The sequence below is a fragment of the Candidatus Krumholzibacteriia bacterium genome, assembly GCA_035649275.1.
In the GTDB taxonomy this organism is placed as follows: domain Bacteria; phylum Krumholzibacteriota; class Krumholzibacteriia.
In genome coordinates this window covers 20,738-37,352 of the sequence record DASRJW010000083.1, presented here as the reverse complement: position 1 = coordinate 37,352, position 16,615 = coordinate 20,738, and the positions used below count along the sequence as shown (strand labels likewise).

Genomic DNA, 16,615 nt, shown 5'->3' with positions numbered 1-16,615 from the left:
CGCTGCCGGCGCCGGTTCGTCCTGCCTTGCCTTCCACCCATCTCCGTCACCGTCCCTGCCCCAGCCCGAGGCTGAAGCCGAGTTCGATCCGGCGCGGGGCATAGAAGCGCGTCGGGCTCGCCAGCTCCACCTGATCGGAGAAGCGCGAGTAGAACGGGCTTCCGGTGCTGGCGAAGACATCGCCATTGAAGAAGCGCGTGTCGAACAGGTTGAAGACTCGGCCGAACAAGCTCCAACGCTGTCCCAACCAGCCGCGGAGGAACTCGCCACGCAGGTCGACGACGATCCCCGAGGGCCGGCGCCCGGAGTTCTCCGCCAGGCCGAAGCCGAAGCCACCCTGGGAGATCTCGGGCGTGTACGGCTGGCCGCTCACGGCGCGCACCACGGTGCTCGCCGAGTACACCTCGGGCTTGGCGATGGCCAGCGTCACGTTCAGGGTGTGGCGCTGGTCCCAGTCGAATGGGATCACCCGCGGTCTCGGATCGTCCCCGGCTTGGGCACGGGCGGCGGTCTCTTTCGGATCGCTGGAGTTCCCCTGGGCCCGCTGCCAGGTGTAGTCCAAGGAGGCGCTCACCGGACCCAGCCGGTGGTGGTCGAGCGCCACGATGACGCCGCTCACGCTGCCGAAGTCCACGTTGGTCAGGCGCGCGTAGGTGGCGTCGTTGTAGGTGTCGATGAACTCCGTGCCGAGCAGGTTGCGGATGTCCTTGTAGTAGAGGCTCACTTCGAACCCGAAGTTCTGCGTCAGCGCCTGCTTGTAGCCGAACTCGTACTGCACGGATTCCTCCGGTTCGACGTCGGGGTTCCCCATCACCCGCGCGAAGGACGAGGTCGTGGCCTGCAGGCGCGCCAGGAAAGAGTAGTCCGCGTTGGTGAAGATGTCGCGGATGGTGGGGAACTGCACGAAGTGACCGTAGGCGAAGTGGATCCCGGCGCTTTCCGTGATCGGGTAGGCGACGCCGAGCCTGGGGGAGAAGAAAGCCTTGGCGTTGGTGGGCACGGGCACCGAGAGCGGCGCCCCGGCGATGGCGTTGGCCGGGTTCGACAGATCACTCGGCAAGTAAGAGTTGGCATCGAAGTAGTCGAGCCGGGCGCCGAGGCGGAGCGCCAGATCTTTCCACTCCAGCTGGTCGTGCACGTACAGGCCGCCGATGATCGGCCAGTAGGTCTGCACTCCCGGATAGTCGGGCGGCGCATCCAGGTAGCGCTGCAAGGTCTGCCCGGTCGGGCCCTCGGTGAAGACCAGGGTCCCCTGGTTGCCGAACTGCACCTTCGGCCATTGCATCTCCAGCCCGGCCTTGAACAGCTGCACCGGCGTGAGCTGGGTGACGAGGCTGGTCTTGAAGAGGAAGGTGTTCGTCTTCTGCTGGTAGCGCGTCACGTCCACGCCCCAAACCTTGACGCCGGGAAGGCCGGCGAGCTCGTGCGCCGGCTGCGCCGCGTCGTAGCGCCGGTCGAAGATGTCCGCGTACTTACGGTCGATGTAGTCGAAATAGTTCTGTCGCAAGCTCAGGTCCAGGTAGCTGGCCTTGCCGAAGGTGCGGGTGAGGTCGAGACCGTGGGCCACGGAGAACGTCGTCTGCGTCGCCATGCCGTCCGGGTTGGCGCGATAGGAATAGTCGGTGCGCCGGGCCTCGAGATCGTTCACCAGAGCCTGGTAGCTCAGCTTGAGCCGCTCGAAGGAGCTGTTGCTGACCTTCACCGCGCCGGACCACTCGTCGGTGAAGCCGAGGGGGCTCGTTGCGCTATCGCCGAGGGTGGGTACGAGGAAGCGCGTCACCGAGTCGGGTAAGATGACGAGGGTCGGGACCGGGACGACGATGCGCTCGGCGCGAACGTAATCGTTGAAGCTGTAGCGCCGGGCGTTGACGAGGAAGAGCGTCTGCGGCAGGCCCACGGGACCGCTCAAGGTGAGGGTGAAGCTACCGACGGCGGTGGGCTGGACCGTGTCCAGGCCGAGGGTGACCGGCGGCCAGTCTTTCTTGGCGATGCCGAGCCGCTCCTCTTCCCGGCCGGGGAAGAAGAAGCCGCCGCCGTAGAGCTCGGTGAGGGCTTGAAACTTCGGCGTGCCGTCCTTGAGGACGGCGTTGACGACGCCGCTCATGGCCTGGCCGTACTCCGCATCGAACGTGCCGCTGATGACCTGCACCTCCTGGAGGAGCGAGCGGTCCACTTTCAGGCTGGCGGAGTTGTCGAAGGCGTTGTTCATCGTCACGCCGTCGACCTGGTACTGCACCTCCCCTTGGCGGCCGCCGCGGAAGTGCCCGCCGACCACACCTGCCTGCAGATTCACCACGTCCTGCAGCTCCTGCACCGGCAGCTTGTCGATCTCTTCGCTCTGCAGCGTCGCCAGGCTGCTGGTCAGATGGATGTCCACCGGCGGCCGCGTCGCCCGGACCACCACGGTTTCCGTGGAGATGGCGGCCTCTTCGAGAGTGGCATCCAGGTGGGCCGTCTGATCCGCCGAAACCACGACATCGTGGACGACCACGGCCTTGAAGCCGATGCGACTGATCTGCACTTCGTAGGTCCCCGCCGGGACGTTGAGGATGTTGTACTGCCCCTTCTCGTTGGTGAAGGCCCCGAAGGGCGTGCCCGTCACCACCACCGTCGCCGCGATCACCGGGCGCTTCTCTGCATCCAGCAGCTCGCCGGAGATCTTCCCCGTCGTCCCCGCGCGTCCGGGCTGCACCGAACCAGCGAGCACCGCCAGCGCCCCAGCCCATGCGGTCCGCCGGCGGATCGTGCTCAGCAGCTGCACGAACGCGTCGCCTCCTGCGCTGTCGTGGCTCGGGTTGCGTCCCGAGCCTCACTTCACGACCACGAGCCGGCCCGAAAGCGACTTGCGCTCCGCACCGGTGACGGGATCGTGGACGTGGAGCCGGTAGACATACACCCCGGCGGCCTGATCCTTGCCGCCGAAAGTGGCGCTACCCAGCCCCGCCTCTTGCAGCCCGAGCGGCCGGCGCTCCACCAGCCTGCCGGCGACGTCGAAGATTTCCAGCACGACGTCGCTCGGGCGCGCCAGAGAGTAGCGGATCGCGGGACGCCGCCCCGGGTTCGGCACGCTGCCTAGGAGGAAGGAGGCGTCGATCGCCGGCAGGTCCACGGGCGCATCGGTGGGCGGGGTCGGCGCCATGTAGGCCCACACAGGGCAGCACATGTTCTCGTACTCACGGAACCACCAGGTGCGCGTGCCATAGCTGTCGGTGATGGGCAGGAACGAATCGCCGTCCAGGTTGTTGACGCCGAGCCAGAGCGTGCCGTCGCCGAGGCCCACCGGATAGCCGAGAGCAGTCAGGTCGACCCACATCTCCGCGGTGTATCCGGTATCCGCCGACGTTCCCAGGCTGTCGACGGTGGTCCCGGGCTTGAGGGCGAGGGAGATCGCGGCATCTCCAGCGAGGACCAGCGAAGACAAGTAGTCCTGCGGCAACGCCGTGCCGTTCGCTGCCACCTGGAACGACAGCCTGCGCCCCAAGAGATTGTTGTCCGGACCGCGCATGACCTTCTCGTTGAGCGACACCAGGAAGCCGTCCCAGCGATCGAAGTTGGGGTGGTACTGCACCACTTGATCGCGCACATCGAATCCCAAGTACAAGAGATCGCCGCGGAAGAAAACCTTCACCGTGGCGTCCGCGGGGTCGAGGATCGCGGCCAGGCCGCCGTTCACCGGCGGCTGGTACTGACCGGCGCGATGCGGGCCCACGCCCGGGTAGGTCTGGCGCAGGGCGTCGTCGCCGTAGCGGATATTGAAGGTGTAGGCGAGATTGCTCCACACCGGTTCGGTGAGCGTGCCGTTGATGGTGGGAGCAGCGAAGGCGGCGCCGTTCGGGAGGTTGAGCTCGGGACGGATCTTCGGCAACGGGTTGGGGGATTCCACCGTGACGTCGGGCCGGGCGTAAATGTGCACCTGATCGTACCAGCTGACGTTCCCCCACGGCCCCTGCCACCATACACGGTTGTAGGAGAGCTGGTTCACGTTGAGCGGCCACAACCAGTCGCAATCGTAGATGGAAACGTTCCATTCGATGATGTCGCCCTCGGGCTGGGTGACGTCATAGCCCATGGGCGTGAGATTGAATCGCATTTCCACGACGTAGCGCGTGTCCTGGGTGGCGTCGTTGTTCGACTGCCCCTGCACCACCGTCACGGCGTCCCAGTTGGCGATCTGCTCCGCGGTGCGCGGCGTCCCCGGCGGGAAGGTGGACCAGCGGCCGATGAAGCCTGGCTGGTAACCCGGCGGCTGCGGGTTGGGGATCCCGGACTCGACGGGGTACCACCAGGAGTAGAAGTACTCCGCTACCGGTTTGGGTGCTCCCGTGCTGGAGTGATCCATGAGCCCCATCAGCAAACCGTCGAAGCGGTTGAAGTCGATCGAGCCGCCGATGGAATGGTCGCGGATGATGGCGCCCAGGTAGAGCTGGTTACCGACGACGAGGAACTTGAGCGTGGCGTTGGTCGGATCGATGGGCAGGATACCGCCTTCGTACTTCCAGCCGCTCCCGGGGATGCCGGCATCCATGGCCATCTGGACCGTCACCGATTCGGCCAGGGCCCAGGCGGGCTCGCTGAGAATGCCGTTCAAAACGATGGCGGCTTGCGACCGCTTGGCCCAGATGACGTCCTTGCGCGGCGCCTGGGCGAGAGCGGTGGTCGCGACGAGGAGCGTCGCGACGAGAAACAACGAACATGCTCTTGCGACGGTCATGGCTGGCGCCTCCTCACAGAATAGGGTGAATCCAAGAAACTCCGTGCAGGCGCGGTGACCGCGCCCACGATCAACCTCCTCGCGCACCGCGTCGCGGCGCGGTCGCGATGTCCGCAAGCATCCTGCTTTCGCCGCGCCCGCGTCCGCCGCCTTCGCGCCCCGTTCCCCCCCGGTCGGTGCCCTCGGGCAGGCGCCGGCGCCGGGCCGGGCCCGCCGCAGCGGCGCCCGAAGTCTCGGCGCCGCAGGAAGCGCGCACCGAGAGCGCCGTGGGGAGGACGAAATGGGTACAGCGGGACGGGCGCGGCGCGCGCATGAAATGCACCAGGGAGCGCGTGGCTCGCTCCCCCAAGGCGTAGGCGTCCACATGCACCGTGGTGAGTGGCGGATCCAGGTACAAGGCGAAGGCGATGTCGTCGAAGCCGACGACGGAGATCTCTCGCGGCACCTCGACGCCCGCGTCGCGGAGCGCCCGCAGCAGGCCGATGGCCATGTAATCGTTGGCGGCGAAGACCGCGGTGGGTCGGGGGCGCAGTCGCAGCAGTTCCCGGCCGCACTCGTAGCCCGAACGCTCGGTGAAGTCGCCTTGCAGTTCAAGCCGTGCCTCCGGAGCGATGCTCGCGGCGCGCAGGGCGTCCCGGTAACCGCGCAGCCGCTGTTCGGCGTCCACGTTGCCGCGCGGGCCCCGGATGGTGGCAATCCGCAGCCGGCCGAGGGCGAGCAGATGCCGCACCACGGCGCGGGCACCACCGAGATTGGCGATGGAGACGGTGCTGCAGCCGGGAATCCGGGAACGCGGGTTGAGCAACACCAAGGGAAAGCGGCGCACGATCTGCTGCAGCTCGTTGCCCGAGCCGTTGTCGGGAACCATGGCGATGAGGCCGTCGATGCGCCCGCGCATGGCGCGTGCCGCCGCCACCAGTTCTTCCGTATCGGCGTGCGAGCTGGAGACGAGGATCTGCAGCTTCTCGGCCCGGGCGGCATGATCGATGCCGCGGATGACCTCGGAGAAAAACTCGCCGAAGAGGTCGGGCAGGAGGACGCCGAGGGCGTGGGTGCGGTTGGTGGTGAGGCTGCGGGCGCCGCTGTTCGGCCAGTAGTCGAGCCGGGTGGCTGCGGCCCGGACGCGCCGGGCGCTTTCCTGACTCACCCGCGGGCTGCCATTGAACACCCGCGACACGGTGGCGATGGACACCCCGGCGAGACGCGCGACATCCCGGATCGTCGCCAACATCGACTCCGTGGTTGGCCGCTGACGCCACCCTCGGGACGAGGGCCGTCGCGGGGGCGGCAAACGCTGGCGAGCGTGTAAACGGTTACACGATTCGGGCCGCGGCGTCAAGTGCGAAACGCTTCCGCTCCGCGTCTGGCCCCATTACAGTGCATGCGAGTCTGCGGCGCCACCGTTCCACCCATCCGGTTTTTCCCGAGCGCGGGCCTCGGGGCCGGCCCGGAGGTGGAGCGCGGCAGTGTCTTGGCGCGCGTTTGGTGTTAGCGTCAGCAGACCTCCTGCATCGGCTGACTGGGACGGGCTACGGTCGTGCGCGCTGCGAGCCGGCCGATCGCCGCTCGCGGAAGGAAGAGAAGGATGGGTGTCGTGGTGCGAGCACCGGCGCTCGATCCGCATGCAGGCCCTGCCCCGGCCACGCGTTTCCTCTCCAATGGCGTCTACCATGTGGCCATCACCGCCGCCGGCAGCGGCGGCTCCTGGTACGGCGAACACGCCCTCAGCCACTGGGCCGGCGATCCCGTCGAGGACGCGGACGGATTCTTCCTCTACCTGCGGAGTCCGGAGAGCGGCGAGTTCCGCTCCCTGGGACATCAACCCGTCCGCTGGCCCGCCGAGCGTTACGAGGCGAGCTGGGTGCCGGGCCGCTTTCGCCTGGACCGCGAGGACAACGGTCTGCTCGCCCGCCTCGACGTCGCTGTCGCCGCCGACGCGGCACTCGAGGTGCGGCGGCTCGAGCTCACCAACCGCGGGCGCGAGTCCTGCCGCGTCGAGCTCACCAGCTATGTCGAGGTCGTCCTCGCCACCGCGCGGGCACATGCAGCCCACCCGGCGTTCTCCAAGCTCTTCGTGCAAACGGAGTACGTCGCAGAGCACGGTGCCTTGCTGGCTCGGCGCCGGCCGCGTGCCCGCGGCGAAAACCACCCGTGGCTCGTGCACAGCTTGTGCGGCGCTGTGGCGACAGAGTACGAGACCGATCGCACCCGCTTCCTCGGTCGCGGCGGCTCCGTGGCATGCCCCGCCGTGCTCCGCGACGGGCTGGCGCTCTCGCTCACCACCGGCAACGTCCTCGATCCGATCGCGAGCTTACGCTGCACCGTGAGTCTTGCTCCCGGTGAGAGCCGGGGCCTCGCCTTCGTTCTGGGCGTCGGCGAGGACCGGGAAGCAGCCCTGTCGCTCGGCGCGAGGCACGAAAACCTCGCAGCCGTCGACAAACTCTTGAGCGGCGCGGAGAGCGCCGCGCGCGCGAGCCTGGCCCGACACGGGCTCGACGCCTCTTCCGGCGCTTACGCCCATGCCCTCGCCGGTGCTGTCCTCTATGGAGGGCTTCGGGCCGCTGACGAAGTGCGGCGGCGGGCTCGCGGCAGCCGCGACGGGCTGGCCCGTCTCGGGCTGCTCCACAAACGTCCCACCGTGGTGGTGCACGGGAAGGACGAGGCTCTGCGGCGCGCTTGCACCAACATGCACGGCGTCTGGCGCGACCTGGGGCTCGACATCGACATGGTGATTCTCGGCGGCGAAGCCGTCGAGCGTCGTGGTGCTGATCCACCCGGGGTCCCTCGTCCTTGGGTCGGTGAGCTCCGGCACATCGCCACCGGCGATCTTTCCGCCGACGAGATGCATCTTCTCGAGGCACGGGCCCGTCTCGTCGTCCGCGAGATGTTGCCTGAGCTCGACGCCCAAGGGCAGCGACCCGAGCCCACCGCCTTTGCCGCGCCCCACCCACGACCCTCGGTCCGCGTCAGCCCGCATCCCGAGGCGGTGTCGAGGCGCGAAGCCCTGGAATGTGCCAACGGCTGCGGCGGCTTCGCCCGCGGCGGTGGCGAGTACGTCCTGCACCTGCGTGGTGAAGCCGGACTGCTCCATGGTCTGCCGCCGCAACCGTGGATCAACATCATCGCCAACGAACGCTTCGGCTGCCTCGTGAGCGAGAGCGGCGCGCGACACACCTGGAGCGAAAACAGCCGCGAGCACCGGCTCACGCCTTGGGGAAACGATCCCCTCCTGGATCCGCACGGCGAGGCCCTCTACCTCCGCGACGAGGACACGGGTGAGTTCTGGTCCGTGCTTCCCGGCCCCGCGCCCGGGGAGGGCGACTACGAAGTGCGCCATGGCTTCGGCTACAGCGTTTTCCGGCACGAGAGCCACGCGCTGCGCCAGGAAACCGAGATCTGCGTGCCGCGCCACGATCCGGTGCAAATCGTGGTCGTCCAGCTGGCAAATGCGAGCGCCCGCGAGCGCCACTTGTCGCTCACCGTCTTCCAGCGCTTGCTCCTGGGCGAGTTCGCCGATGACGCGACCATCGTCACCGAGGTCGACGCAGAGAGCGGAGCTCTGTTCGCCTGCAATGTGGCGGCGGCGGATTTCGCCGGCGCCATCGCCTTCGCGAGCACGGCCGGTGCGAGCACGCAGGTGACCACCGACCGCGCCGCCTTCCTGGGGCGGAACGGAACGATGTCCCGGCCCGCAGCGCTCTGCAGCCCCGCTCCCTTCGATGGCCGCACCAGCAGCGGGGTCGAGCGTTGTTTCGTGCAACGAGCCCACGTGGTCTTGCCCGCCGCGGCAAACCTCTCGCTCGTTTTTCTCTTCGGCGCCGGGCGCGATCGCGACGAGGCTCGCAGCCTGGTGGCCAAGTACGGCAGCCTCGAGGCGGCGAGGGCAGCGCGGCGCGAGGTGGAAGCGTTCTGGCGTGAGGGAACGGGCCGGCTGCAGATCTCGACGCCTTCACGCGCCCTCGATCTGCTGGTGAACGGCTGGCTCCCGTACCAGACTTTGGCCTGCCGGATCTGGGCACGGACGGCGCTCTACCAGTCGGGGGGCGCCTTCGGCTACCGCGATCAGCTGCAGGATGCAGCGTCCCTCGCCCTCCTCTGGCCCGAGCTCACGCGGCGCCAGATCCTGTTGCATGGAGCGCACCAGTTCGTCGAAGGCGATGTCCTGCACTGGTGGCACCCGCCGAGCGACCGCGGCCTCCGCACCCGCTTCGCGGACGACCTCCTCTGGCTCCCCTATCTCACCGCGCACTACGTGGAGGTCACTGGGGACCGGAAGATTCTGGACGAGCTGCTGCCCTATCTCGAGGCGCGGCCCCTCGCCGAGGGTGAGGACGAAGCCTATCTCGAGCCGCGCCGCGCCAGCTCGTCGGGCACGCTCTACGAACATTGCTGTCGCGCCATCGATCGCTCCCTCGGGCGCGGGGCGCACGGGCTGCCGCTTTTCGGCACTGGGGACTGGAACGACGGCATGAACCGCGTCGGGCGCGAAGGCCGCGGCGAAAGTGTGTGGATGGGTTTCTTCCTCCATGCCGTCTTGGCGGCTTTCGAACCTCTCTGTGCCGCCCGCGGCGACGGCGAGCGCGAACAGCGCTACCGGCGGCAGCGGGAAGAGTTGCGCCCGGCACTGGAAACTGCAGGTTGGGACGGCGACTGGTACCGGCGCGGCTACTACGACGACGGCACGCCGCTCGGCTCGAAGGAGAGCGACGAGTGCCGCATCGACGCGCTCGTGCAGGCTTGGGCCGTGCTCTCCCGGGCGGCGCCGCGGGAACGCGCGGCGCGCGCTCTGCAAGCGGTGGAAGCGGAGCTCGTCTCCGAGCGCGAGGGGCTCATCCGCTTGTTGTCCCCGCCCTTCGAGCACACCACCCACGATCCGGGCTATATCAAAGGATATGTGCGCGGCGTGCGCGAGAACGGCGGGCAGTACACCCACGCGGCGCTCTGGGTGGTGCGGGCGCTTGCCGAGCTGGGGCGCAACGATCGCGTCGCCCGGCTGCTGGAGATGCTGAGCCCAATGCATCACGCCCGCGACGCGGCGAGCGTCGCCGTCTACCGCGTCGAACCTTACGTCGTGGCGGCCGACGTCTACGGCGCCGCGCCATACGTCGGGCGTGGCGGCTGGACCTGGTATACGGGTTCCTCGGGCTGGATGTACCGGGTCATCCTCGAATCGCTCCTCGGCTTCCGGGTGCGGGAAGGAACGCAGCTGGAGCTCGCGCCTTGCGTGCCCGACGACTGGCCGGAATTCACCATTCAGTACCAGTTGCCCGGAGAGACGACGCGCTACACCATCATGGCGCGCAATCCGCATCGACGCGGTCTCGGCGTCGGCTCGGGGCAGTGCGATGGCGCTCCTGCGACCGTCACCGCCGGCATGATGCGGGTGCCTCTCGTGCACGACGGCGGCGAGCATCGCGTCGAGGTCGTGCTCGGGAAGCGCGACGGAGGTGGCGGGTGAGCTCGCCGACCTCTCCCTCTGCTCTCTTCCCCGCCGATTTCCTCTGGGGCGCAGCGACCTCGGCCTACCAGGTGGAGGGCTCACCTCTGGCCGATGGCGCGGGAGTGAGCAACTGGCATCGCTTCGCCCACACTCCCGGTCGCATGCACGGCAGCGCCACGGGCGACGTCGCCTGCGACCACTACCGCCGTTTCCGCGACGACGTGGCGCTCATGCGCGAACTCGGCCTGCGAGCCTATCGCTGCAGCATCGCCTGGACTCGCATCCTTCCCGAAGGGCGCGGGAAGGTGAACCCCGCCGGGCTAGACTTCTACGGCCGTCTCGTGGACGAGCTCCTCGGCCACGGCATCCAACCCTGCGTCACCCTCTACCATTGGGACATGCCCGCGGCGCTCGACGAGCGCGGCGGCTGGCTCAACCCGGACAGCGCTGGCTGGTTCGGTGATTACGCCCACGTCGTCTTTCGCGCCCTCGGCGATCGCGTGCCGCTCTGGACCACGCTCAACGAGCCGTGGGTCGTGCTCGATGCGGGCTACTTGCACGGCGTGCACGCTCCCGGGCGCCGCGAGCGCTATGCCCTGCCGCAGGTGTCGCACAACTTGCTGCGCGCCCACGGCACCGCGGTGCAGGCGTTCCGGAGCGACGGCACGGGTCGCATCGGCCTCGTGGTCAACCTGGAACCGAAGGATCCCGCCACCGACTCGGCCGCAGATTGCGAAGCAGCCACACGTGACGACGCCTACATGAACCGGCAGTTCTTGGACGCGCTCTTCTTCGGCCACTACCCCGAGGAGTACCGGCGTCTCTTCGGGAAAGCCTGGCCGCAGTTCCCGTCCCGGGACTTCGACCTCATCGGCACACCCATCGACTTCCTCGGCATCAATTACTACACGAGAGGTGTCGTGCAGCACGACCCGCAAGGAGGCATGCTGCAAGCGAGCAAGGTGCGCCAGCCGGATGCTCTCTACACCGACCTCGACTGGGAGGTGCACCCGGAGAGTTTGACGCGCACTCTGTGCTGGGTGAAGGAACGCTACGGCGACGTGCCGCTCTACGTCACCGAGAACGGCGCCTGTTTCCCCGACCCGGCGGTGGCAACGGGTGAGCCCGTCGAGGATCCTTTGCGCGTGGAATACCTGCGCACGCACCTGCAAGCGGCACTCGCCGCCCGACAGCGCGGCGTCGACTTACGCGGCTACTTCGTCTGGTCCCTCCTCGACAACCTGGAATGGACCTGGGGCTTCACCAAGCGCTTCGGCATCGTCCATGTCGACTTCACGACGCAGAAACGCACACCCAAGGCGAGCGCCCACTTCTACCGGGACGTCATCCGCTCCCGCGGCGCGATCCTCGGCGCCTGAGGATACGTGCTCGCCTTCGCCGGAAAACGCCAAGAGCTCTGGCACGACCTTGCGTCGTTCCCGCGATGGAGAACACTGAGAGGTGTGCCCGGCGGACCTCGACTCTGCCAGCGGAAAACGCCGAGAGTTCTGGCACGGCCTAGCGTTGTTCCCACCGATGGAGAACGATGAGAGGTGCGACAGGCGGACCTCGACTCTGTCAGCGGAAAACGCCGAGGGTTCTGGCACGGCCTCGCGCCGTTCCAGCCGATGGAGAACAGTGAGAGGTGGCTGGGAGGCTTGAGGCCGGTGGCGCATGCACTGGCACAGTGCACTGCTTCGGGATAGTGCACTCGTTTCGTGCACCGAGCCTCGTTGGACCCACAAATGAGCCGCATGTTCGACTTCTACAGGAAGAATCGTGCCTATCGGAGCCAATCCACTCATCAAAGGGCCAGCAACGACATGTCATGGAAGAGACGTCGCCCAGCTATTGAACGGTCCGCCAGGCGAGTGATACGCTCGTCGGCAGCTTGCCCGACGGGATCCCAGCAGGTCCGACATGAAAAGCCTCCTCGCCTGTTTCGTTTGTGGCTGCATCGCGCCCCTCGGCGGCTGCGGGGATGACCCGATCACGCCACCTCCACTGACGCCCATCCAGGGCAGGATCGAAGACACCGATGGTCAACCGGTCCCTGGCGTCATCGTTCTCGTCGGCGACAATTCCACGGTGACCAGCGATGCGGAAGGGTCGTTCCGTGTCGAGAAGGTCGCTTCCACCTACGATGTGGCTCTGCTCTTCGACTCCACCGAGGCCCGCTTCTACGCCGGGATCACACGTCGAGACCCATTCTTCCGGGTCCCATTCAGGATCAGTCCTTGGAGCTCGGCCACGATCAGAGGAACCGTGCCTCCAGCACCGGGCAAGACGACGCGCCTTTATTTCGCACCGAGCCTCACTCCTGCGGCCACGGCGAATCCCGACGACGGCTCATTCCAGCAGACAATTGGCTGGTATGCTCCCGGCCCGACTGTCTCGGGCACGTTGTACGTGTTCCGCTGGCCGGTGGGAGCCGATGGGCTACCGGCAGAGTACGATGGTTTCGCCAGCCGAGATTTGGTCCTCACCGCGGGCTCGTCCATTGTCCAGGAATTCGCCATAGCGGAGTTCACCGATCCTCTGCAGGCCCAGTGCAGCGGTACCGTGACGATTCCCAGCGGCTACGAGCTCCAATCGATCGGTCTCCGCATGCGCCTCGGCGTCGAGTCATTCTGGCTCTTTTCCCAGTCTCGGCGCGCGGTTCCCGGATCGTCCTTCGAGTACATCCTACCCGTCGTCCAGGATGCCGTTTTCGAAATTGAGGCATTCGCCTCCCTGGGAGGACACCACACCATCCTGCACCGGAATGCCATCACACCCCCTGCGGCCGGAATCGTTCTCGAGCTTCCCGCTGCACCGCAGATCGTCGAACCACCGCAGGGGGCGTCGAATGTCGATGACTCGACAGTCTTTCGCTGGACGGAGGGAGGAGGAACGGGTCCTTACCTCGTGGCCATCAACATTTACGGCAAGAGTGATTTCGTGCTCTTCCTCCACGGTACGAGTATTCGGATGGCTGATCTGAGTGTATACGGTCTCGGTCTGCCGGCTGGGTCTGCGTGCGCCTGGAATGTTTACCAGCTGTTCCCGCTCTCATCTCTGGATGACATGTTGACACCAATCCATCGCACTGCCCTCGAATCAGAGTATGGAGATGCCCACTCTAATGAATACATGTTCACCACAAAGCCGTGAACGGAGCCGGCTTTGCGACAAGGTGTGAGAATGCCCTGGCCAAGCACCGGCCCGCTTGTCGCGATCAGCGCCGGAAGACGACCGTGGCGGGAAGACGGCGAAGCACGATTTCGCCGTCGGCTTTCGAGCGGACCGGTGCTCCGTCGAGGCTCGCGGCGCGGAGTGGCCACGGAAGCGGGGGGCGCACGACCACACCCCCCGGTGGCACTACTAGTCCGGCTTCGATGCGCATCGTGATGGTTTCGCCGTCCTCGAGGAGCGTGTAGCTGAGCTCCCCGTAGGGTGTCCTCAAGTTGCGCACCATGACCCCCGGGGCGCGGAGCCACTCCACCGGCACACCGGCGGCGACGACGAGCGAAGCATCCGCCTCGCGCTCATAAGCCAGCATATCGAGGACCGAGCGCAAGAAATCGGATGCCACCCAGCCGTGGGGCAGGTCGCCGAGGAAGTGCGGCGCGCGCTCGTCGCGCCACACCACCTCGGGCCACTGCCGCCAGGCCGGCGGGCGCTGCGAGTCCAGGAAGAAGGGCAGCAGGGCGGCGGCACGCTCGCGCCAGCCGAGGCGCACGAAGGCGCCGATGTTGCGCACCTCGTAGGGTGTGAAGGCGTCCCACGGTTCGCCGTTCAGGCGAGCGCGGAAGTTACTTTCGTACTCTTCGAAGGTGCGGCGGAGCGCCGCTTCCGGAACGAGACGCTGCCCTTGCACGGGCGAGAGCAGGATCGTCGTCGAGGTGGCGTCGAAGTCGCCCAGATCGGCGCAGCCCGGGACGAAATCGATGCCGTGGTGCACGAGCGCCGCGCGTACCGAGGCCGCCACGTCGCTCTCGAACTGGTCGCGTCGCGCCGTCAGGCGCTTGGCCTCGGCCGTTCGCCCCAACGTTTTCGCGAGGAAGACGACGTCGCGCCAACCGCGCACCGCCCAGAAGTCATCCCAGTAGGAGTGCATCGGCTTCGCCGAGTAACCTTCGTGGCTGATGGACGGCGGCAGGAGACCGAAAAACTGCCTGTTCTCTGGCGTGCGATAGGCAGCGGTCCGGCGTAGCTGGCGCAGCGAATCGAGGTACGCGGCGCCGGATTGGACGCGGGGCCAGAGACGCTCGGCAAGGGCCCGATCCCCGGTGTAGCGGTAGACCTCGGCCACGAGGAAGAGGAACTCCCCGGTGCTGTCGTGCTCGGGCGTGGGGTCGGCGCCACGCGCGTCCACGACGCAGGGCACCTTGCCGTTGGCGTATTGATGCGTCGCGAACCATTCTAGGAAGTCGCGCGCCGCGTCGGCGTGGCCGAGCCGGAGGAGCGCCGACGAGGTGAGGGCGCCGTCACGGATCCAAGAGCGGGCATAGGCCCGTGTGCCCGGCTGCAGGGCCGGGCCGGCGCGATTCACCAGGATCCAGCCGAGCTGCGCGCGGAGCGATTGGTTCACCGCCGGATCGGGAACCTCGATCACCGTGCGGCCGAGAAGCTCGCGCCATGCGGCGCGATTCCTTTCGTACTGCTCCGCGACCCATGCCGCCGACGCTACTCGGTCCGCGGCGAGGCGCGACACATCCTCGGCGTCGAGGAGTGGCGCCGCATCGGGGTACAACGGCACGAGAAGGCTCGTCTCCCGTTCTTCTCCAGGAGCGAGATCGAGGAGGAAAGCGAAGGCGCCGGAGGCGGCTTCGAAGTCGTCCACCACTGTGGGCGAAGCGGGCAGCCGTCCGGCGTGCAGGTAATCGGCGACGATGTCGCCGCCGTCGAAGTGCACCGCCCCGGAACCCGAGGGACGCGTGAGGGCGAACACCTGGCGCTCCTCGTTCACCGTGACACGCTCGCCGGCGAAGGCGAGGGAACGGATGGGTGCCACGCCACCCGCGAGGTTGAGAAGCTGCGAGGGCGGATTCACCTGGAACGGACGCAGTGCCAGGAAGAGCGTCACCCGGGAGGGCTTGCCGCCGAGGTTGCGCACGCGGTAGCGCACGACGACGGCGCTCTCTCCCGGCTCACCCGTGCCGAAGGCTTTCACTTCCAGAGCGAGATCCCCGGCGCGCCAGCGCACCGAGGGCATGGGCAAGGCGTCCTCTTCCAGGGCGGTCTCGATCGCCGCGTCCGCCCAGGTGACGAGCCGCCCCCCGTGCCAGAGGAAAGGTTCGATGGAGAAAGCCCCACGCCCGGTCTCGAGGGCGCCATCTTCGCCGAGGAGGGCCTCGCGCTCATCGCGGTCGATGCCGACGACGGACCAGTAGACCTGCTCCCCGCTCATGCCGCGCGGAAAGGTCCCGCGCCGCGCCGAGCGCGCCAGGAGCGAGAAGAAGTCCGCCCGCGTCGCCGCCCACTCCAGAGGTTGCAAGGCGATCTCGCGCAGCGCCGTGCGCTTTTGCGCGCCGCGCCGGATCTGCAAGCGCAGGTACCGCGACTCCGACTCGGGAAGGTAGAGAAGGTCGCGGCCGCCGTTGCCGCCGCGCACGGAACGCAGCGTGCGCCAGGTCGCTCCATCCTGGGAGTCCTCGAGGTCGTAATCGACAGCATGTCGCCCTGCTTGCCAATCGAGGACGAGACCGCCGTATTCGCGGCTCGTTTGCAGATCGAGCCTGAGCCACGGGCTCTTGTCCCGTGACGCAGCTTCCCAATCCGTGCCGAGATCGCCATCGATGGCGTGCTCGGCCTCATGGCCACGCAACTGCGACGACGCGCTGGCGACAGGCGTCGGCGGCGTCGCCCCGGGCGGCGGCAGCTCGCGGAGCTCGAGCTCGTCGATCCAAACCGTGCCCCGCCCGCCACTCCCAGCAGTGATGGCGAACTCGAGAGCCGCCACGTGACGGATCTCACCACCCCCGAGGGGCCCCCAGGCGAAGCCGATGTGCCGCTTCTTGATGGTGAATGTCTCCCACTCGGCCGGGAAACGGACGTCACGCCGCACGCACCACCAGACATTGTCGCCGCTCGCATCGACGAGCTTGAACTCCAGGTGGTTGGAGGGCGCGGCACCGCGCAAGCGGAAGGTGAAGGCGTAGTTCTCGGGCAGATCGAGTTCGAGTTGCCGCCGCGCGACGGCGTAGCCGCCGCCGCCGTGGAAATCGAAGTCGAGACGCAGACAGCGTCCGCGCTCGCCGGCGTCGGAGCCGAGCGCGAGATCGACGCCATCGGCTGGGTGGGCCGACCAGGCCCCGGCGGACTCGAATCCATCCAGGAGGACCGATGCGGGCCCCGGAGTTCCGACTGCCTCTCGCGGTGTTTCGATGTCCGGGCCGGCGAGCGCCCTGGGTGGCTCCAGTGGCTCGGCAGCCGCAAGCGCCGTCACGCCAACACTTAGGGCGAGCCACGAAGCTGAAGCC

At 67.6% G+C, this 16,615-nt stretch carries 7 protein-coding genes; 3 read left to right on the top strand and 4 right to left on the bottom strand.

The features are described 5' to 3' along the window. Positions 1-46 precede the first annotated feature (46 nt). The 3 genes from VFE28_08265 to VFE28_08255 form a co-directional block, all read right to left on the bottom strand. Positions 47-2,761 (bottom strand): TonB-dependent receptor, encoded by a 2,715-nt coding sequence (locus VFE28_08265; GenBank protein HZM15980.1) that lies wholly within the window; start codon positions 2,759-2,761, stop codon positions 47-49. Positions 2,762-2,809: 48 nt separating this feature from the next. Further along, positions 2,810-4,711: a hypothetical protein gene (locus VFE28_08260; protein HZM15979.1), complete on the bottom strand. Its 1,902-nt coding sequence runs from the start codon at positions 4,709-4,711 to the stop codon at positions 2,810-2,812. 70 nt (positions 4,712-4,781) lie between these two features. Beyond that, positions 4,782-5,942, bottom strand: coding sequence for a LacI family DNA-binding transcriptional regulator (locus VFE28_08255; GenBank protein ID HZM15978.1), 1,161 nt, complete (start codon positions 5,940-5,942; stop codon positions 4,782-4,784). 363 nt (positions 5,943-6,305) lie between these two features. Here VFE28_08255 and VFE28_08250 point away from each other — a divergent pair, with 363 nt between their 5' ends. The 3 genes from VFE28_08250 to VFE28_08240 all read left to right on the top strand — a co-directional run bounded on the left by VFE28_08250 (position 6,306) and on the right by VFE28_08240 (position 13,304). Further along, positions 6,306-10,169 carry a glycosyl transferase gene (locus VFE28_08250; protein ID HZM15977.1) on the top strand — a complete coding sequence of 1,288 codons (3,864 nt, stop codon included), beginning with the start codon at positions 6,306-6,308 and terminating at the stop codon, positions 10,167-10,169. After that, the gene (locus VFE28_08245) at positions 10,166-11,530 is read left to right on the top strand and encodes a GH1 family beta-glucosidase (protein ID HZM15976.1); all 1,365 of its coding nucleotides are present in this window, start codon (positions 10,166-10,168) and stop codon (positions 11,528-11,530) included. The genes VFE28_08250 and VFE28_08245 overlap by 4 nt, the downstream gene beginning before the upstream one ends. A gap of 541 nt (positions 11,531-12,071) precedes the next feature. Further along, positions 12,072-13,304, top strand: a complete 1,233-nt coding sequence (locus tag VFE28_08240; protein ID HZM15975.1) for a carboxypeptidase-like regulatory domain-containing protein — start codon at positions 12,072-12,074, stop codon at positions 13,302-13,304. A 64-nt stretch (positions 13,305-13,368) separates the two neighbouring features. Here VFE28_08240 and VFE28_08235 read toward each other — a convergent pair whose 3' ends face one another. Then, positions 13,369-16,581: a discoidin domain-containing protein gene (locus VFE28_08235; protein ID HZM15974.1), complete on the bottom strand. Its 3,213-nt coding sequence runs from the start codon at positions 16,579-16,581 to the stop codon at positions 13,369-13,371. Positions 16,582-16,615 lie beyond the last annotated feature (34 nt).

Coding starts and splice junctions, on each gene's coding strand:
- VFE28_08260 (HZM15979.1), bottom strand. CDS start 4,711: ATGACCGTCGCAAGAGCATGTTCGTTGTTTCTCGTCGCGACGCTCCTC.
- VFE28_08255 (HZM15978.1), bottom strand. CDS start 5,942: ATGTTGGCGACGATCCGGGATGTCGCGCGTCTCGCCGGGGTGTCCATC.
- VFE28_08240 (HZM15975.1), top strand. CDS start 12,072: ATGAAAAGCCTCCTCGCCTGTTTCGTTTGTGGCTGCATCGCGCCCCTC.